13 protein-coding genes are annotated in these 21,004 nt (G+C 35.1%); 11 read left to right on the top strand and 2 right to left on the bottom strand.

Features of this window, described 5'->3' with window-relative positions; all coding sequences use genetic code 11:
• Positions 1 to 129 precede the first annotated feature (129 nt).
• The 3 genes from N2201_01145 (at position 130) to N2201_01135 (ending at position 3,343) form a co-directional block, all read left to right on the top strand.
• Positions 130 to 543 carry a hypothetical protein gene (locus N2201_01145; GenBank protein ID MCX7784826.1) on the top strand — a complete coding sequence of 138 codons (414 nt, stop codon included), beginning with the start codon at positions 130 to 132 and terminating at the stop codon, positions 541 to 543.
• Positions 544 to 635: 92 nt separating this feature from the next.
• Positions 636 to 1,109 carry a tryptophan-rich sensory protein gene (locus N2201_01140; protein ID MCX7784825.1) on the top strand — a complete coding sequence of 158 codons (474 nt, stop codon included), beginning with the start codon at positions 636 to 638 and terminating at the stop codon, positions 1,107 to 1,109.
• A 164-nt stretch (positions 1,110 to 1,273) separates the two neighbouring features.
• On the top strand, positions 1,274 to 3,343 hold the full coding sequence (locus N2201_01135; GenBank protein ID MCX7784824.1) for a M14 family zinc carboxypeptidase: 2,070 nt from the start codon (positions 1,274 to 1,276) through the stop codon (positions 3,341 to 3,343).
• Between the two features lie 336 nt (positions 3,344 to 3,679).
• Here N2201_01135 and N2201_01130 read toward each other — a convergent pair whose 3' ends face one another.
• A complete protein-coding gene (locus tag N2201_01130) occupies positions 3,680 to 7,429 on the bottom strand; it encodes a C25 family cysteine peptidase (GenBank protein ID MCX7784823.1) in 3,750 nt (1,249 codons plus the stop codon).
• A gap of 817 nt (positions 7,430 to 8,246) precedes the next feature.
• Positions 8,247 to 9,083 carry a mechanosensitive ion channel gene (locus N2201_01125; protein MCX7784822.1) on the bottom strand — a complete coding sequence of 279 codons (837 nt, stop codon included), beginning with the start codon at positions 9,081 to 9,083 and terminating at the stop codon, positions 8,247 to 8,249.
• 1,142 nt (positions 9,084 to 10,225) lie between these two features.
• Between N2201_01125 and N2201_01120 the strand changes: the two genes are divergently transcribed.
• The 8 genes from N2201_01120 to ftsY all read left to right on the top strand — a co-directional run bounded on the left by N2201_01120 (position 10,226) and on the right by ftsY (position 19,524).
• Complete coding sequence (locus tag N2201_01120; GenBank protein ID MCX7784821.1) at positions 10,226 to 10,681, top strand: dTDP-4-dehydrorhamnose 3,5-epimerase family protein; 456 nt, start codon at positions 10,226 to 10,228, stop codon at positions 10,679 to 10,681.
• A gap of 71 nt (positions 10,682 to 10,752) precedes the next feature.
• Positions 10,753 to 11,784 (top strand): dTDP-glucose 4,6-dehydratase, encoded by a 1,032-nt coding sequence (gene rfbB, locus N2201_01115; protein MCX7784820.1) that lies wholly within the window; start codon positions 10,753 to 10,755, stop codon positions 11,782 to 11,784.
• 82 nt (positions 11,785 to 11,866) lie between these two features.
• A complete protein-coding gene (locus N2201_01110; GenBank protein MCX7784819.1) occupies positions 11,867 to 13,129 on the top strand; it encodes a bifunctional 3,4-dihydroxy-2-butanone-4-phosphate synthase/GTP cyclohydrolase II in 1,263 nt (420 codons plus the stop codon).
• An 87-nt stretch (positions 13,130 to 13,216) separates the two neighbouring features.
• A complete protein-coding gene (ribE, locus tag N2201_01105) occupies positions 13,217 to 13,690 on the top strand; it encodes a 6,7-dimethyl-8-ribityllumazine synthase (protein ID MCX7784818.1) in 474 nt (157 codons plus the stop codon).
• A 29-nt stretch (positions 13,691 to 13,719) separates the two neighbouring features.
• Positions 13,720 to 14,136, top strand: a complete 417-nt coding sequence (gene nusB, locus N2201_01100) for a transcription antitermination factor NusB (protein ID MCX7784817.1) — start codon at positions 13,720 to 13,722, stop codon at positions 14,134 to 14,136.
• A 169-nt stretch (positions 14,137 to 14,305) separates the two neighbouring features.
• Entirely contained in the window at positions 14,306 to 15,217 is a 912-nt protein-coding gene (trxB, locus tag N2201_01095) for a thioredoxin-disulfide reductase (GenBank protein MCX7784816.1), read from the top strand.
• A 166-nt stretch (positions 15,218 to 15,383) separates the two neighbouring features.
• Positions 15,384 to 18,524, top strand: coding sequence for an AAA family ATPase (locus N2201_01090; protein ID MCX7784815.1), 3,141 nt, complete (start codon positions 15,384 to 15,386; stop codon positions 18,522 to 18,524).
• Between the two features lie 133 nt (positions 18,525 to 18,657).
• Positions 18,658 to 19,524 (top strand): signal recognition particle-docking protein FtsY, encoded by an 867-nt coding sequence (ftsY, locus tag N2201_01085; GenBank protein MCX7784814.1) that lies wholly within the window; start codon positions 18,658 to 18,660, stop codon positions 19,522 to 19,524.
• Positions 19,525 to 21,004: the final 1,480 nt, after the last annotated feature.

Below are 21,004 nucleotides of genomic sequence, written 5' to 3'. Positions count from 1 at the left end.
GAGACAGATTAACAAAGGCTTTTTTTATAATTATATCAATCCTTACTACTAAATATCAAAAACATTTGTTAGATATTTTTCTTTCAATAGAATACATTGACTTTTATTCTATCTTCATTAAAATATCGTATGCCCTGGTATGCGTTTATCCATCCTTTATGGCAATTATTCGGGTTGTTTTTAGGCATTAAAAATTTATCAACTGGATTTACTAAAACTGAATCTTGGACTTTTCCCTTGCGACAACATCGCCGATTAGGATTGTTGTTTTATATTTTCATATTATCTGGCGGTTTAATTGGATGGCAAACAAATGCAGTGATGCGAAGTCAAGGGATAAATTTCCGTTTAAGTGGCCATCCGGGTTTAGCAATTACAATTATTATTTTGGCAAGTCTAACTATCCTCTCAGGACTTCTTAGACAATCACATTCCAAATATCTTCAATGGTTTCAATTTCTTCATCCATGGTTGGGCGTAATAGCGGTCAGTACAATATTTGCCCAACTTTTTCTTGTGATATTTAAGTTCATTGGTTGGTAAAAAATCTTAGTGAATCCGTATCACTATAAATCGCTGATATCTGTCTTATTCAAAGATACAATTCAATTCTATTCTATAAATAGGAGATTAAGATGAAAGATATTATTAAGTTATTAATTAGTATTATTGTTTGTCAAGGTGCTGGTTTTGTTGGCTCGATATTTACAACGCCGAATATTCCAGTTTGGTATGCTACATTAAAAAAACCGAGTATTACTCCACCGAATTGGTTATTTGCACCGGTTTGGACAATATTATTTTTGCTAATGGGAATTTCCGCATATCTTGTTTGGCGTTATGATCTCGCTAATCCTCGGGTTCGGATTGCCCTGATAATATTTATTATACAGTTGATAGTAAATATATCTTGGTCTTTAGTCTTTTTTGGATTAAAATCACCATCCGCTGGTTTTTTTGTTATCATTGCCCTTTGGCTCTTAATACTTTTAACGATTATCCATTTTACAAATATCTCAATCGCCGCAGGAATATTATTAATACCATATATTTTATGGGTAAGTTTTGCTTCAGTGCTTAATTTTATGCTTTGGCAATTAAATCCTTAATCTAAGACAAATTCATAATATTCTATTCTTAAAGATAAGAATAAATTGTGAATCCAAATAGAATGATTGACAAATTTAGTAATTAGTGGCTATAATTTTATATTAATTAAAAAATATAATTTGGTCTGAAAATGTTAAAAATTAGAATTTAGAAAGAGGTGTAAATGAAAAAAATACTTTTAATAGGAATATTTTCTTTGGGATTAAATTTAAGTTTAGCTAATTTGACATTAAACAGAACCGACTTAGATGTTTTAAGAGAAGAAAAAGCACGAACTGAAATGCTTATGCCATCGCGTTTGGATTTAGTTCGCATTGAGATTGTCAATCCTGAACAAGTAAAAATTTTTGACCAGATGGGTGTTATTATCAATAAAGTACGAGATAATTACTGCATTGCCGAGGCAACACCTGATATGATTAGTGATTTAATCCGTAAAGGATATAAGATTACAACTTTGCAAGAAAACATCAGCGGTATGTATTATGAGAATTTTTTTACCAAAGCCGAAAGAGGAAGATATTTGACCTACACCGAATTTGTTGACACAATGCATATAATTGCAATCAACAACGCTTCATTCTGTAAATTAGAAACACTGGGACTCAGTCATAACAACCGATTAATTTTAGCAATGAAGATATCGGACAGTGTTGCTATTGATGAACCAGAACCTGCAGTATATTTTGATGGTAATATTCATGGTGATGAAAAGATTGGCTGGGCAGTCTGTTTTGAATTTATAAAATACTTGATAACCAATTACCCAACCAATGCAACCGTAACCTATCTGATAAATAATCGGGAAATTTGGCTGGTGCCAATGATTAATCCTGATGGTTATGTTTCAAGTTCTCGTTATAATGGCCGGCAAGTTGATCTGAACCGAAATTTTGGATGGATGTGGGGCAATGAATCCGCTTGTGGTTCTGATGCTTTTAGTGAAAATGAAGCCACAGCATTTTACAATTTGTTTGTCAGACAGCCCTTTGTAGTTTACACAACTTATCATGCGGGCGATAGTGTCATTTCTAATCCTTGGAGTTATACAACATACGATAGTGTTCCGGAAAAGTTTTTAATTTGGCATTTGGCTCAGGGTTATTCCCAACGCGGTAATAATTATCCTTATGGTCAAGGTTCGCTTATTATGTATACGATTAATGGTTCCAGCAAAGATTATTGTTATGGTGTTGCCGGTGAAGTAAGTTGGTCAATTGAAGTGCATAATATTAAAACACCACCAGCATCTGCCATTGACCCAACATTCAATATCAATCGGGATGCGATGTTATATTTAATTCATAATGCAGGTAAAGGAATTCATGGATTTGTAACGGATTCAATTACGGGCGAACCTTTATACGCTCAAATCTGGGTTCTACCAAGAAATTGGCTTAGTTATTCTTCGCCGACTAATGGTGATTTTCATCGGTTCTATTTGCCTGGTAATTATACCTTAAAGGTGCGTAGTCCTGGTTATGAAGAAAAAACTCTTAATGTCACAGTACCTGATTCTCGTGACTCTTCGATAAACATAAATATTCGACTTAACCCCATTTCTAATCCAACTAATTTTGGTATGCGGGTTGTTGCTACGCGATTTGTAACCACAAGTTCTAACAGAACCTATCCGGTGCGTGCCTTAGGGGTTCGTGATACTGTCGGTTATCAGTTAGATAATACTAAATGGATTATAATTGATATGTGGAAACCGATACAGAATGTGCCCGGTAATGACTTCACTATTTACCGTTCTTCAGGAACTGGTTCAGCAGTAGTTAAAGTTTCTAATAATTGGAAAGGTCCTTGGACCCAAATTGGCACGGCTAACAGTGCCCAAAGTAGTTTTGACCTTGCATCAGTATCATTTGATTCAGTTCGCTATATCCGTTTAGAATCAAACGGAAATTTTGTTTTTGACGCAATAGAAAATTTCTCAGTCACGAGTATTGAAACATCAGCACCGATACTTGATGTTCAAAACGAATATAATCTTAAAATAGTTCCCAGTATCAGTTCATCACCAATAATTTATTGTGTCCATCCTAAAGAACAAGAAATTAAACTCATAATCTATAACTCATTAGGACAAGTTATAAAAACTATAACTGTTTCTAAAGGTCAATCCTCAATTTGCCAAATTCCAATTTCCAATCTTAAGACCGGAGTTTATTTTGTAAAAATTAATGGTATGGAAAATACCTTTAGTCGTTTTACAATTATAAGATAGAGGGATTTTAATTTAAGATAAGAAGTAATTGTAATCCTGATTTCAAATTTAGATAAATGTATCTGTTTCGTAAGGATTAGTGATGTTATTAATAATTTTGCTCGTTTACAATTTATAAAATAGTCGTCCTACTTGCAATCTAAGCGTAATTTGTAAATAGAATAATACCTTAAAATACATTCTATACCTAAATCATGACATTTTACACAGATACTTTAGTTTGTCAGTCAAAAATAAAATAGCGGAACTGAAAAATATTTTTATAGACACTTAAAAAAGCATTAATTCCAAGTTATCTTGAAAATCTAACTGAATAATTAGTTAAATTTTGTTTATCTATTCAACAACTATTAGTTTTCGGATTGAATTATCGGTCTCTGTTTTAAGGTTACAGAAATATATACCTTGGCTAACTTTTTCACCTTGTTCGTTTTTAGCATCCCAGTTGACAGTATAAATACCCGTTGTTTGATGTCGGTTAATTAAAGTTCTAATTAATCGTCCCGAAACATCAAAAATTTGCAATGAAACTTTGCTATCTTTTGACAACGAATACTGAATTTGCGTTTGTGTCTTAAATGGATTGGGACGATTGGCAAAAATCTTATTTATGATAGTCATATTCGGATAATTCTCATTGTTGCCGGTCATTGGTGCTGATGTTGTGAACTTAATTGCTCTGCCTGGAACAATGCCTGCGGATGCTGGATGATACATTCCGTCTAATAAGTACTGAATTCCGATGGTCTCAGTTGGGTCTTCAATACCGATAGTTGAACTCGTATAACGGTTTGCGGTCATATATTGAAAAATAATGACATTATCACCGGTAGGTGTAGTGACGGTCGAGTCTAAAATAATCACTTGGAACTTATCACGGACTGAAGTTGCTTGATAGTAGTAGAGACTATCCCACTCGATTATCATTGCGCAAGGTGGATATGGATTTATAATATACCCAACATAAACTCCGCCAATTCCAGTATTAGAATGATACAAATCATCCCAATTGACTGCAATCATTGGTGCTGGTCCATCTGGGTCAGGTATTGGGCTATTAGTATAATCGCGTGTTGTATCTGCACCTAATCTGATAAAACCATCGACACTCACGCTAATCGCATTATAACGCTGTCCGTAAAACTTTATTGTTCCAAAAGTGTTAGGAAGTTCAACTATTCTTACCTGGTCATTATGGTCAAAAAGTAGCCGTGTGCCAATATTTTTAATTTCAATCCAGTTATAAATCGGTCGTTCGCTATAAAGGGAATCGGTATTATCATAAGCCCAATAAAGTGGCGGTATTCTTGGTCCATCAGGAATTGGGTCAACAGGTCGAAACTCTCCAACCACGATATTAAATCCAACGGTTCTTTGATAATTATTGTCAGCCATTATCTTGAGCGAACACGGTATTAGCGTTCCTGGCGAAATCGTAAAAGAAGCATAAATCGTAAACGGATTAGTTACATTCACGCCAGTAGTTTCATGATAGATTGTGCCAAATTCACCAAAAGAATCTAACACAACCAATCTGGAATCCATTGAACGCAAAGTTGCTTGAACATTATAACCATTGCCCAATCCCTGATTGCGTAAAATCAATAGTAAATTTGCGGTCTCTCCTGGGTCAAGCCGAGCATTATTATTACCAGTGGTCTGGTCATTGATAATTTTATCCTTAATTGTTAAAACAGGTGTGCCGATTCTGAGATTAATATAAGAAATCCAAATAGAATCTAAGGCATCCTGACAATAAAGCCGAAAAGGTACTTGTTGCGCATTAGTGCAACTCGGCGCAATTGTAAATATATATCCATTAATTCCAGTAAATGCTGAATCATTTGCCGGTATATTGCCAAAGGTTTTAACTGAATCTTGAATAGTTGCTGATGTGCTGTTAGTCCGAAGTTTTCCTATAACATTAGAGGCTAAAATATTACCCCAGTTTTTAACCCAGGTTCTCAAATTAATCATTTCACCAGGATTAGGAATGCCATCACCATTACCACCAATACTATCATTGATTATGGAACGGAGATATGAAACATACGCTCCACTTGACTGGACTAAAATACTATCTTCAAATGGATAACAATTATGAGCAGTAATAGTTAGATAGAGCCTACCTGGGGTTAAGGGCGTGATCGGAATTTGCGCAAAACCTGAATTATTAGTATAACTTTGAACATAAATCTCATTGCCCTTTTGTAACGAAACTAAAGCCCTGCTAACTGGCATACCACTGGTATTATTTACTTGCACTGAGAAATTAGAAGGACCGAGTGGAACAACTTGTGGAAATTGGCAAATCATATTTTGTGGCACTTCAGTCCACATTGGCATTGCTGGGTCACCAAATAGATTGAGTGCATAAATACACCAACGCCAAACCGCATCAGATAAACCGTAACTTGTAAAAATTGATTTGCTTCGGGTATGGGCAATGCCAATTAGAAATGAATCTGCATTAAAGAGGAAATCGTAAAACTTAATGTCCATTCTTTCCGAAGGGCCGAAATTAGGCGGACTGCCCCAACCATATCTTGAATTCATAATTACTGCAACACCGCCACCATTAGGATTATTCGCAATTATCTCGGCTAAACAATCAGACGGTCCATACCCAAAATCGCCGGCATTGCAAGCAATAGAATTTACAATTACCAAACGATTCCCATTAGTCTGCGATGATGCAGCGGAATTATTATAAATCAAAGAACCATTTTGATAACCGACCCCAGTTTCACTGCCATGCGCAGAAATATGGCAAAAATGGAAACCATTATTAATAGAATCGCGCATTGGTGTTGTGCCACTTGGGTCAATCATATTCGCATCAAACCAACCTACTGGTGTAATTGTAGCAATCGTATCATTTACAATTCGACCATGATAGTTGGTAAAAAGAGGCACTGATGGCAACAGAACTTTTTTAAGATAGTCAGTGACTGGATTCTTTTCATAAGTCAAAACCTTATTAACAAATGTATTACCTTCAGTAACATTATCAATTGATGCTCGACCAACATAGACATCAGGATACATATCAATCGAATCACCGGGCACTTCGCCAAAAATATTATTGCGATTACCATCCCAAGAACCATTCAAATCCGAAAAATATAAGTCACTTGGAATATTACCTGTATAAGAACTGGCAACAACTCGTGCTAATCGTGGCTGTACTAATTGACTATCACCGGCTAATACGACAAAGATTAATCCCCGGTTACGATAGTAATCAATAATCCCATTCCGAATTTTTTCCGGAACATCTCGACCTGGATAACTTGCGGTCAGATGACTGACGGTTGTGATTTCTGCCTTGAAACCTTGTTTGGTGCGCCAATTAACTAATGGTTGGAGTGAAGAACTTAAAGTCTCAGTTGTAATAACTAAATACTCACACTCACGGAGTTTTCGGGTTACGGTTGGCGCAAAACGGTTAATATCTTCAGGATTGATTACGATACTTTTAATTTCTTTTTCAAAGATAGTTTTTTGTTTTGGCGTTAAAAAAGTCGGCTCAGTGAAATGTTCTTGGTAATTAATTTGTATCGTAATCTTTTTATAGAGCAATAATCGTTTTTCGGCCGGAAAATATTGAAGCGGATATATTACAATTGGGCATAGCCGAAACCCACTCTTATCACCCGTATTACCAAAATCAATTAGTTTTGCGGGATAGGGCTGGGAATTAGAATAGACATCATCATTAGGAATAATAATCGGTTTGCCCGTACTTAAAGAGAATGGTTGGGGTTGAGGTGTTGGCAAAATATCAAATTCACCCGCAATCTCAATCCTTTCACTATTTACTATGGAAACTGAAGTAACTTTAGAATTTGCGGGCACTAAAACTGTATAAAGACCAATTGGCAAATAAGGATTACCAACTTCATTAGTATATTCACAAGTTGTGGGTAATTTATAATTTCTATCAATCAGTTTGGGAATAAGATAATTTTCATAACGAAAAAAAGATAAATCCGATTCATAGAAATTAAATGTTTTCGTGATGGTTCCTGCTTGAGTACTGGAAATAAATAATCCCGCTAATAAAAAATAAAAAGATTTTTTCATAAAAACTCCTCTCAGTAAAATTTTATTAACATCATAAAAGAAGAAAGTTTGATTATTACTAAAAATTATACTTCTTTGATATTTAAAGTCAATACTGCTTTGATGAGGTAAAGAAATGTAGTGTATAATATTTGGTGTAAATTTAGACTTGAGATGTTAAAAATAAAGGTGTATCCTCTTCTGATGGACAATTTTAATAAATAAGTAAGAAGAAAAAAGAATACACCTAATGGAAGAAAAAAAGAATTTTACACAAAATTCTTGACGCTATTATAGTATTATTTTTTGAAAAGCGCGGTATAAGGGGCTAGGGTAGGGCTAGCCCGGACCTATTCGTCTACGAGCATTTTGCAAATATCAATTTAACCTGTAAACCGTATAGTAGGTTGCATACGGGTTAACATCGGTTCTCTATCAAAATATCTTAAACTATTCATTTTTATATGCAAAAGACTACCAGTTTAACAATCTATCATAAAAAATATCTTTACTTATTTAACAGGTTGTTTATGAAATGGCGTAAAACAAAGTATGACCGAAAATTTGAAATTAAATCAGAAAGTAATTCTAAGAAAACATCCAATCTCATTCTTGAGGTATATCGAACAAGTCATATCTCCTACTCTGCGTTCAACTCTTATCATTCTTACTTCTTTTTAGTATTTCTTGGTCTTATCTCTGTTGAGTTTTTACCAAACAGGCCCGACCTGTAATAAGACTGAAATGATAGACATTTCTAAAATACTGACCGATGAAATGATTAATCTAATTTGTAAACCTTTGTTTTTTGTAAATTCGTTATGGTTACATATTATATTTATTTTTGGAGATAAATCATTCGGCGTTCTGCAGGTATTTTGATACCGTGCTCATCAAAAGATAATTTCAAAAGTCGGCGCAAGTCTCTTTCTGCATCCCATTGAGTTTGTGGTTTAACTTTAGCCACAACTCTAATCGTCATCCCTGAAGGAGAAAAACCTAAAATGCCTTGCACTTCGGGTTCTTCTAAAACAATTTCGGGATTATTCTTTGCCCACTCTTTTGCTACTTTATCAGCAACTGCCATTCCTTTTCTGATATCAGAATCATAATCAAAATCAACGGTTATTAACACCCGCATAAAATCTCGATTGTAATTACCAAAACGAGTTAACTCGCCATTAGGGATTGTTCTTAAAACACCTGAGTAATCGCGAAATTGAGTAGTTCTAAGGCCGATGCGTTCGACAACTCCGCTCTCTTGTCCAACTTCAATGACGTCGCCGACGCTTATTAAGTTTTCAAACAAAAGAAAGAACCCTGAGATGATATCTCTAATTAAAGTTTGTGCGCCAAATCCGACTGCTAAACCAACAACGCCGGCTCCCGCTAAAATTGCACCATAATTAACGCCCAATTCACGCAGAACTGCAATTAAAACAATAAAGAAAGTAAGATATTTTAGAATACTATTGGTTAAAGGAATTATCGTTAATGCTTTTGGTTCTTGATGCTTTTTTAATACCCGAGATAAAATCCAGGTCACTATTCGATAGATAATAATGCCTAATGCAACTATCAACAAGATTGTGAGTATTTTAACTAAAAAATGTGCGATTCGTTCCGGACTCACAAACCGGCTATAAATTTCGTTCCAAAATTTTTGCCACAGCATAACAATACAATATAAAGAAATGACCTGTTGTCAAGGGTAAGTAAGCAAGCACATAATCAAGTAAGCAGGTAAGTATTATTCACCTAATGCTTGTGATATTTGTTAAATCATTAAAAACAGAAGCCAAGAGTATGCTTACCTTTGGCTTACAAGAAATTCCACAAACATTGACCATATCCTGTAAAGAATATGCTTATCTTTAGTTTATCAGAATCCCGCAATATTGACAATCTCTCAAATCACATGCACTATCTGGTTACAACGTACATAATACACATCATTGTATGTTCCTTTTCGTCTGAAGCCTGCTTGTCGGACCGGTGCCACCATTTTATTATACTCATAAAGTACCGTATCTCCAATTTCTTACAAAATTCGATTATACCTCAAACTGCCCATTAGTTTTAGTGCATCCGTAAATCACGAAATCCACATTCGTCGTCTGTAATCTCTTCTGTAAATCAGCATCTTCCCTAAAGAAATTCAAAAGTTTCTTTTATATTCTTATCTAAACCTCATGATATTTTTTGACACAACTTTTCAATGCCTTACTATTAATAAGACCAATTCTGTTTCATTAGAGTTAACCTCGACACTTAAAAGGTGACAGAAAATCGGTTTCTTCCCTGCATTACATAACTCGTCATTGTCTCGTTCTTGGCTTTATTGTCTCGTTCTTGGCTTTAAACAATCATTGATTATCAACTAAAAATAAAAATTATGATTAACTATGAACATTATATTTTACTTGATGTGAATTATATTGCTTCATAGGTGTGTTTTCTCTTTCTTATTATTAAAATTATTCACTATTTAGGGGTATCTCTTTGATTTTGACTTATTACTCCTAAATTTACAAAAAATTATTTTAACTACCGATATGAGACTTTCTGAAGAAATCTTTTAATCACGAAATGCAAAGCGAAGCATAAACAAGTCTATCCTATATCAAGTTTCTAAGAATACAATGGATGTAAACGAAGGTATGAAATAGATAAAAAACCTACTAAAAATATGTAGGAACGAAATAGCATAACTTAAAATTAGATGTTTTGGGGATGTTTTTGTATCTTTGTGATTTTTCCCGAGTTCTTTTATAATTATTGTTGACTTTTTAAGATTAATTATTAAACTACATATTAATGATTCAAGGCGTAGAAATTAAAAAACTCCGAGTTATTCCTGACGAACGAGGTTTAGTTATGGAAATTCTTCGTGCTGATGACAGTTTCTTTCAGAAATTTGGTCAAGTTTATCTTTCAATGGTGTATCCCAATGTAATTAAAGCCTGGCATTACCATAAAATCCAAACTGACCATTTTGCGGTTATTAAAGGAATGGCAAAAGTTGTGCTATATGACCAGCGTCCGAATTCGACAACCTATAAAGAGATAAATGAATTTTTCTTAGGTGAACATAATCCTTGTTTGGTTGTCATTCCTCCTTTGGTTGTGCATGGTATGAAAGGCATCGGAATCGAACCAGCCTATCTTATAAATTGTCCGACTGAAACCTATAATTACCAACAACCGGATGAATATCGAATCGACCCATTTGACCCTCAAATACCTTATAAATGGGACCTAAAGCATGGATAGCGACAATTGGATAAAACTATCTAATTGGAACTTGAATAAATTCACATTTTTAGTCTCTTAAAATACCAGCAATGACAAAAGTTTTAGTAACCGGTGGTGCAGGTTTTATTGGTTCTAATTTTACTAAAGAACTACTAAAAGATAAAGATTATCAAGTTATAGTTCTTGATAAACTCACTTATGCCGGAAATCTCGATAATTTCTCAGAAGAAATAATGAATAGTCCGCGCTTTGAATTTATTAAAGGTGACATTGTCAATAGAACTCTGGTCTCAAAATTGATTAAGCGTGTTGATGTAATAATAAACTTTGCGGCAGAAACTCATATTGACCGTTCAATTGTCGATATTACACCTTTTGTTAAAACTGATTTTATTGGTGCCTTTGTCCTTTTAGATGAATTTCGCAAAAATCCTCGCGAGCGCTTTATCCAAATTTCAACCAGCGAAGTTTACGGAAGTGCCCAAAGTATACCAATGACTGAGAACCATCCTATCGCGCCGCAAAGTCCTTATGCAGCAACTAAAGCCAGTGCCGACCGTATGGCTTATGCTTTTTTCCAAACATATAAATTGCCCATCGTTATTGTCCGACCATTCAACAATTACGGACCAAACCAATACCCCGAAAAATTATTGCCGTTTTTTATTACCAACGCCATCGAAAATAAACCACTTTTTGTTTATGGTACCGGAAAAAATACCCGCGATTGGATTTATGTTAAAGACTGTGCTCAGGCACTAAAAAGAATTTTAGAAATTGATGTCAATAAAATTAAAGGCGAGGTCTTTAATATTGGTTCAGGTAAAGAATATAATGTGTTACAAATTGCTGATATTATTCTGAATTATTTTAATAAACCGAAATCCTTTATTAAAATGATTGCGGACCGTCCCGGGCATGTCGAACGCCTAATTTCCAGCACAAAAAAATCTAAAGAAATACTCAAGTGGGAACCAAAAACTGAATTTACTGCTGGTATTCTGAAGACAATTAAGTGGTATGAAAAGAATATATGGTGGTGGCAGAAAATAAAAAAACGCAAAGAATACCAAAGATTTTATCAGCAGTGGTATGAACAACAACTCAAAACACAACATTAAAACTACAGAACAGCCAAAAACTATTATATGAGAAACAATTCAGTGCCCGAAACTAAAACTAAAAACAGCCTAAAGCCATTACATGAAAAACATCTCTAAGCGTAAAACTATAACTTCAGAATTTAAACAAGTTTTTGCCACAGTTCCTGAAGCAATAAAATTGATAAGACGAGGTAAAATGATTATTGTGGTAGATGATAAAGACCGGGAAAACGAAGGTGATTTCGTTTGTGCGGCTCAATATATAACTCCGCAAAAGATAAATTTTATGGCACAATATGGCCGTGGTTTGATATGTTTTGCGGGAACGCCCGACCTTTTTGACCGACTAAAACTGCCACCGATTGTCACAGAAAACACTGCAAAATTGGGCACACCGTTTGCCATTCCTGTTGATGCAATTAAAGGCACAACAACTGGGAGTTCCGCATATGACCGCGCCTTAACCATTAAAGTGCTCATTGACCCCAAAACTAAACCCAGTGATTTAGCCCGACCAGGCCATATCTTTACCTTAAGAGCAGCTCCTGGCGGTGTGTTGCAAAGAGCTGGACATACTGAAGCCGCAGTTGATTTGGCACGACTGGCAAATCTCTTTCCTGCAGGTGTCTTATGTGAAATTATGGATGTAAACGGTAAAATGGCAAAAATCCCTGCTTTAATCAAAATGGCTCAAAAGTTCAAAATGAAAATCGTTACGATTCGAGACCTTATCGAATATCGAAGAAAGACAGAAAAGTTAGTAAATAAAATTGTTGAAACTAAACTACCAACTCCATTCGGAGAATTTAATTTATATGTTTACGAGGATAAGACAGAAGGTTATCTCCATTTAGCATTAGTAAAAGGTGAAGTTCGAGGAAAGGATAATGTTTTAGTCCGGGTCCATTCGCAATGTTTAACCGGTGATGTGTTCCATTCTTTACGCTGTGATTGTGGCACTCAGCTAAAAACTGCTTTACAAAAAATCTGCCAAGAAAAAGAAGGAGTTTTAGTATATATGAGACAAGAGGGGCGAGGTATTGGACTGCTTGGCAAGTTAAAGTCTTATGCGCTCCAAGATAAAGGTTTAGATACAGTCGATTCCGCAATCGCTTTGGGATACCAACCAGATTTGAGAGATTATGGCATTGGCGCACAAATTTTAGCCGATTTAGGACTTTCACGAATTCGGCTTCTAACCAATAACCCGAGAAAAATTATTGGCTTAGAAGGATTTGGACTGAAAGTCGTTGAAAGAATTCCAATTATCGTTAAACCAACTAAAAAGAACATTAAATATCTCACAACTAAAAGGGATCGATTAGGACATCTGTTAGGTCCAATTGAAAAAGCATTGAAATAACTAAATTTATTTTACTTATTACTTAAAAAATTTGAAGAGAATTATGCCCTCAAACCAAAATTTAATAAAAAAAGTCGGAGGTGAATAATGACCCAAAAAGAATTTAAGGGATTTTTAACTGCAAAGGGAAAATCTTTCGCTATTGTTATCTCACGATTTAATGAATTTCTCACTAAAGAGTTATTGTCCGGTGCGCTCGATTGCTTAGAAAGACATCAAGCTGAAAATGTCGAGATTTTCTGGACACCAGGTTGTTTTGAGATTCCCGGCATTGCTCGTTCACTGGCACATACTAATCGATATTCGGCAATTATTGCGTTAGGTGCGATTATCCGCGGAGATACCCCTCACGCGGAATACATCGCATCCGAAGTATCGAAAGGGATTGCTAAAATCAATTACGAGACGATGATACCAGTAACTTTTGGTATTATTACTGCTGATACCATTGAACAAGCAATAGAGCGGTCTGGAACTAAAGCCGGTAATAAAGGATACAATGCGGCTCTTTCTGCCATTGAAATGGCCGACCTAATGGAGAAAATTCCCACTAAGAAGTAAAGTTAATTACTTTTTCAGTAGTATTAAATATGACCCAACGCCGACGGGCACGAGAAGGTGCGATTGAAGTTTTATACCGATACGACATTGTTAGTGAACCTATTGAAAAAACAACCGAAGAGATAAAAAATCGGAAACAATTCACACCCCAAGGATACGGATATTTCCAAAACTTAGTGAAAACTACTATTCAGAATTTACCAACGATTGACGAAACCATTAAAAGACATCTGAAACATTGGTCATTTTCCCGATTAGCACTAATTGACCGAGCCATTTTACGAGTTGCCAGCAGTGAATTAATATATTTTCCGGAAATTCCTTACAAGGTTGTTATTAATGAAGCAATCGAAATTGCTAAAAAATATGGTAGTGATGACTCAGCCCGTTTCATCAATGGCATACTCGACGCAATCTGTAAGCAGAACCTTAATAAGAAATCATAAAAGATAATGATTAATTTAGATATATAGATATAAATATATAAATAATACCTATTAGAAATTATAACTAAGAAACGAAGATTTGATATAAACTTCTCAAAAACCGGTAGAAATATTAAAAACCAGAAATAATATTTATGAATCGCAAACGAAATCATATTTATCACCAACTATGATAAAAGATGTCATTATTATTGGTGCTGGTCCGGCAGGTTTAACTGCTGGAATATATTGTGCGCGTTTTGGATTAAAAACTCTCATCTTAGAAAAACTGCTTCCAGGCGGACAAGCAATTAGAACTTACCGTATTGAAAATTATCCAGGTTTTGCTGAAGAAATTTCAGGTATCGATTTGATAAAAGCAATGGAGCAACAAGCCAAAAAATTTGGCGCCGAAATCGCTACGGCTGAAGCCCAAGCAATCGAACTTCAGGCTGACCGTAAAATAATCATTAGCGCCTATCAAAAATATTGGTCAAGAGCAATCATTATTGCCACTGGTAATACACCACAAAAATTACCGGTTGCAAACGCAGATTTTTATGTCGGAAAAGGCTTGTCCTACTGTGCAATCTGTGATGGGCCTTTTTTCAAAGATAAGATTGTTGCCGTAATTGGCGGCGGTGATTCGGCTTTAGCCGAAAGTATTTATCTCGCAAGTCTTGCTTCTAGGGTTTATATAGTTCATCGCCGTAACGAGTTTCGCGCAAGCAAGATTCTACAAGACCAAATAAAGAACATCCCGAATATCATACTCGTCCTTAATAGTGTTATTGACCAAATAGTTGGCGAGAATAGAGTTGAGGCGATAAAAATTAAGAATACTACTACTGAGCGCATTGAAGAATTAAAAGTTGATGGCATCTTTGTTTATATCGGATTTGTGCCGAATAGTGATTTCGTCAAATCACTCATCACTTTAGATGATAATGGCTATATTATAACTGATGAGAATTTAAGCACTAATATTCATGGCATCTGGGCAATCGGTGATGTCCGCCGAAAATCTCTTCGACAGATCGCAACCGCGGTCGGAGATGGAGCCTTAGCTGCTTACGAGGTTTATAAATTTCTAAATAAATAATGTTAAACTACTAAATGCAACAACTTACTTATTGACAAGTATATTACAATAATATAATATAGAATTAAAAAAAATGGAAATTAACCGAGTCAAGATAACAAATAATTTTGTGATATTCCTTTATCGGTTTTTAATTTTCATAGGATTAATGTCACGAAATTAATTTATGCGAATTAAACAATTAATACTTAACGGCTTCAAGTCCTTCCCTGAGAAAACCACCATTACTTTTGAGCCGACAATTAATGCGATTATCGGACCTAACGGATGTGGTAAAACCAATATTTTAGACGGTCTTCGCTGGGTAATGGGTGAAACCAGTTATTCCCAGATGCGGTGTGCTAAAACCGAAGATTTAATTTTTTCTGGTAATACTAAATACGCGCCGATAAATTATGCTGAAGTTGTTCTAGTCTTACAAAACGATAAACCTATTTCAATTCCCAATACTAACTCAATTCCAACATCTTCCCTTTATATCTCATCCGAAATAGAAATAAAGCGCCGGTTCTTTCGTTCTGGTGAGTCAGAATTCTTTATTAACCGTAAACCTTGTAAATTAAAAGACATTCAAGATTTGCTTACCAGTGGCGGAGGGTCCGGACATGCTTATTCGATTTTCGATTTGCCTAAAATGCGACAAATCATTAGTTCTAATTTGAAAGACTTATTCATTGAAGCTGCAGGACTGGCATTCTATGAAGAACGCAAGAATGAGATCGAACGAAAACTAAAACTGACAACCGACGATTTACTTCGCATTAATGATATTATCCAGGAACGCGATCGCATCACCCGAAGTCTGAAACGACAGGCATACCGCTTAATGGCTTTTGAACGCACTAAGCAACAAGAAAGAGAACTCCTATGTCAACTTATGAAATTTGAATACGAAAAAATTTGCGCTGACGAACAGATTGTTTCGGAAGAGATTAAAGTGCTCCAACAAGCAGAAAAAAACCTCATGGCTAAAATAAACGAATTAGAATCACGCCGAACGGTTCTTAAAACCGCATTGGCCGAAAAAGAATTACAACGCCAAAATCTGCAAAAAGAAATTGAGATTACGCGCGAAGACTTGATTAAATGTGAAGAGCGCATAAAAGCCAATCAGGATAAACAAAATTATCTCAAAGAACAACAACGACGAATTCAATCCGATACCCTCATTGTTGAAGACCTGGCTGTCAATCAAAAAAAATACGAGACGAAGCATCAATATCTTGCTAAAACTCAGGAATTATTAACCGCTAAAGAACAGGAATTGAACGAACTGCGTAAACAAACTAAATTTTTAGAACAAGAAATATTTACCGAATCATTGGCTTTAGAACAATTGCAAGAACAAGAAAAGCAGATTATTACCCAGCTCTCAACAATAAATGCTGAGATAACGGCAACCGAGACGAAATTAGAAAGTTTATTACGCTATCAGGAAACCCTTCAAGATTCATTGGTCGCACTTTCTCTTGCTCAGAGCTGTGATGCTAAGTTGCTTACACCATTAACTATCCAAGATAAAATGCAGCTGAAAGAAAAATTAGGACCAAACTTTATCGGCACAGTAAAAGACCTCATTAAAATTCAACCAGAATATAAACCAATGCTGGATTCTGTCCTTTTTGGTATTGGAGAAGCAATTATTATCAATGCGATAGATGATTTGCCTATTGGAGAACTGTCCCAAGAAAAAGACCTATTAATGATTCTTCAAACTTGGCCCTGGCAAAAAATTAATTATCAATCTGATGTTCCCCAATTGCCCCAATTAACTGAATTATTAGAATATAAAACTGAATTGCCCAATTTGATAAAGTCAATGCTCGACACATTTTTTATCGTCGACGACTGGTCACAAATTATGATGTACTATCCTAAATACGCACACTGCTCTTTTGTAACTAAATCTGGTATCGCTCTATTTTATACCGGGCTTTTAGTCCTTCCAGGGAAATTTTCGACACAAAAACTAAGCGCCGAATTACAGGAAAAACTTCAGGGACTACAAAAAGAAAAAGAAATTATCCACAGCAAAAAAATAGAGTTCGAACAAAAATTACAGTTGCTTAGAGAAGAGAAACAAACTCAAGAAGCACATCGCATCCAACTTCAATCTGAAATCAACCGAAAATCTCAAATCATTGCCGATAAAAAAAAGACCGTCAAACAGAATTTAGAAATTGCTGGTAATATGGTATTCGACCTTGCTAAACAACGGGAGGAATTAATTCAAATTCGTGCCGAATTAGATTTTCTCAAAGATGAAATTAATCGCCAAGAGTTACGCAAAGATTCGATGTCAGCCGAAAATGAAAAATTAGCCCATACGCTATCTACTCTTTGTAATGAAGAGAATGAATTACGGCAACAAATAATTGAACTCAATGAAAAATTAACTGACCTAAAAAAGCAATGGGATGAATTATCTCAAGATACCTTAACCCAAGAATACGATGCTTTAGAAACCAAAATTAGGGAACTTCGATTGACAGCAGATAATCAAAAACAGAAAATCAATGAACAGTTTTTTAAGAAATATGAAATTGAACGAAAGCGTCAGGAAATTGAACAACAAGCCCGTTCCTTATTGCCGAATGGAATTGAAATTTTGAAATCACCACTAACCGAGTCCGAAACGATTGAAACCATTCAAAATCGTTTGCGGTCAGTCCAGAAAAAAATCGAATTAATCGGCAAGGTTAACCCTTTAGCCAAAGAAGAATATGAAAAAGAAAAGACCGAACTCGACAAATTGATTAATCAACGTGCTGATGTTGTTAATGCTCAGGACAATCTTACACAAGCATTACAGACATTAACCCAACGAGCCCAGCAGATGTTTTTAGATACTTATAATGCGGTCCGGATAAGTTTTCAAAGAATTTTTAAGGAGATATTTCTTGAAGGTGAAGCCGATTTGATTTTAGAATCGCAAACTAATCCTTTAGAGTCCGAGATAAAAATTATTGCTCAACCCCGCGGAAAAACTCCGAAACGACTGGACCAGTTATCGGATGGCGAAAAAGCCCTTTTAGCCCTTTCGTTATTATTTGCCTTTTATGATATTAAACCAGCACCATTCTGTTTTATGGATGAGGTTGATGCGCCCTTGGATGATGCTAATGTCAAACGATTTACTCAATTCCTAAAACGCGTCTCAGAAACTACTCAAGTAATAATTATTACCCATAACCGCCTAACTATTGAAGCAGCCGCCGCAGTTATCGGTGTTACGACAGAAGAAGTTGGTGTATCTAAAATTGTCTCAGTGCGTTTCAAAGATATACCCAATCTGAATAATAAATAGTCTTACTTTGAATAATAAATAGTCTTACTCTGAATAATAAATATAGTCTTATGAATAATCTTGTGATACTTTAAATCTATTTTTGCTCTTTAGAAGATAACGCTCATGCTAAAATAATCTCACAAACAGCAAAATGTCACTTTTTCAATTATTAAAAAATACTCTTAAAAAGACCCGTCAGATTTTTCAAGGTGTAATCAATGCCCAGAGCCTTGAAGAATTAGAGGCAATTTTGCTGAGCGCCGACATCGGTGTCGCCAGCACCCAATACATTATTAATAAAATTAAAGACCAGGCGCCGTCAAATTATTACCAAGCCTTAATAAAAACTATCAAAGAAATTCTCCAAAAACCACATTCGCCAAGCAAACCCTTGGCTTACCCTTTAGAAATAATAATGATTGTTGGTGTTCCGGGTTCAGGAAAGACAACGACCATTGCTAAATTAGCCAACCTTTGGCAAAAACAAGGCAAGAAAGTCATTATCTCAGCATCTGATACCTATCGCGATGCGGCAGCACAGCAATTGAAAATCTGGGCCGAACGGGTTGGTGTTAACATTGTTTTTTCGGAAAAAGGACAAGACGCTGGCGCAGTCGCTTTTGATACAATTCAGAAGGCCCAATCTGCTAAATTTGACATCGTCTTAATTGATACCGCAGGTCGCCTACATACCCGTAAAGACCTTATGGAAGAATGTAAGAAAATAAAAAGAGTGTGTCAAAAATTCCGTGCCGATGCGCCGGATGAAATTTGGCTGATTTTAGATGCTACTGTTGGCCAAAATGGTATTGTCCAAGCCCGGACCTTTCATCAAGAATTAAATTTGACCGGTGTGATTATTACCAAATTAGATGGCACAGCCAAAGGTGGTGTCGTGATACCTGTGGCATTAGAACTCGGTTTACCAATCAGATATATCGGAATTGGAGAAACCGAAGATGCCATCAACGAATTTGACACTGAAGCATTCGTCCAGGCATTACTCTCTACGGATTAAATTAATGAGTTAAGACTCATATATTAGAATATCCCACTATTACATTTTATAAGAACTATTTACCTCACATCCGTTACTCTAACTTGTTAATACAATACTTATTGATTGATACACCAGACCAAACAATATGTCTTAACACTTAAAGATATCAAAATTAGAAACCTTACCTTTGTTCACAAATTATAAGAAATAATAACATCTCAAAGAAAAATATCTTTTGTCAACAAACCAAATACCAAACAAGCATAATTTACGATTTTTTAATGGTTCTGGTGAAAACGAAAAGAAGATTTTTCCCGAATAAGATGAAAATTGAATTACTTTTATTCTTATATCTCCCAAAGACTAAAATTTGTAAGAGCGAGTTATAATACCATTATGTGGGAAAAATAAAGTTATGCTTGTTTGAGATATAATTACATTTTGTAGAAAATTGAAATTATGGTATTTGATGGGTATAAAAAAAACGCCGGCACCAATTACGAATATAATAAAAATACTTATCTTATACAAACCAAAAGACCGAGATTTTACTAATATTGAAAAGTACTAAAAAATCATATCATCGTTTTGAGTGACCGGCTCGACATTCTCGGTTGTCCTCAGGGTAAGCCGGTCGGCAAGCCGGAGGGCAAGCCGGGAGGCTTACCCCTCGGCAACCCGCCGGCATACCCACCTGACTACCAAATCCATAAACATTTAGATTATCCTTTAAACGGCTGATTGATTTAACTTCTGGATTATCAATAGGATAACAGAATAAGTTGCCTAATCTTCTGCCTACTATATCAAACAGGCCGGCAGATAAAAATTTATAGCAGATTGGATTTGCTTTGATACAATCTTTGCTTTTTTCTTATGGGAATATTCATTTTTAGACTAAATACTTTAAACATTATGCCTGAGCAATCATACTGTGAAGCTCAAAGTCCCTCTTTTGCCGGTCAAAATTCATTTTTAGACTAAAATATTTTAAACATTATGCCTGTATCTGAAAACTAAAAAAACAATTGAATTTCTATTAATTATTAATTTATAGGATGTATTAGCCAATTAATACGGTGTTAAATATTATCTCATCTATCCGTTAATCAATTTTACACCAATTAGTTTACAATCGTTTAAAAACCAATTTCTTTATTGAAACCCATTTGCGCTAACATAATCAATCCTAAATTTACACAAGATATTAAACACTACATAGTATAATTATAGTGATAACTTTTAGCATTTACTTCCAGCATAAGTTATAAGCAACTAATATTGGTATATCAAAAGGACTTACAGATTGTTGCGAAACTATCAGATTAATTAAAGGAAAAAGATTAAAATTGGGCTAAGATTAGAACATTAAAGTGAAATCGGTATTTTGTCGGGTTTGCAAAATCTGTGTCTGAAATTGAGTCAACAGTTATCAATAAGACCTAATCTGAAAAAAACACCTTATTAGCAAAATGACAGTATCGATATATCTTATATT

Source organism: candidate division WOR-3 bacterium, from assembly GCA_026418155.1.
In the GTDB taxonomy this organism is placed as follows: Bacteria; Hydrothermota; Tepidihabitantia; order Tepidihabitantales; family CAIPLT01; genus JAOABV01.
This window is presented reverse-complemented; position numbering and strand designations above follow the sequence as displayed.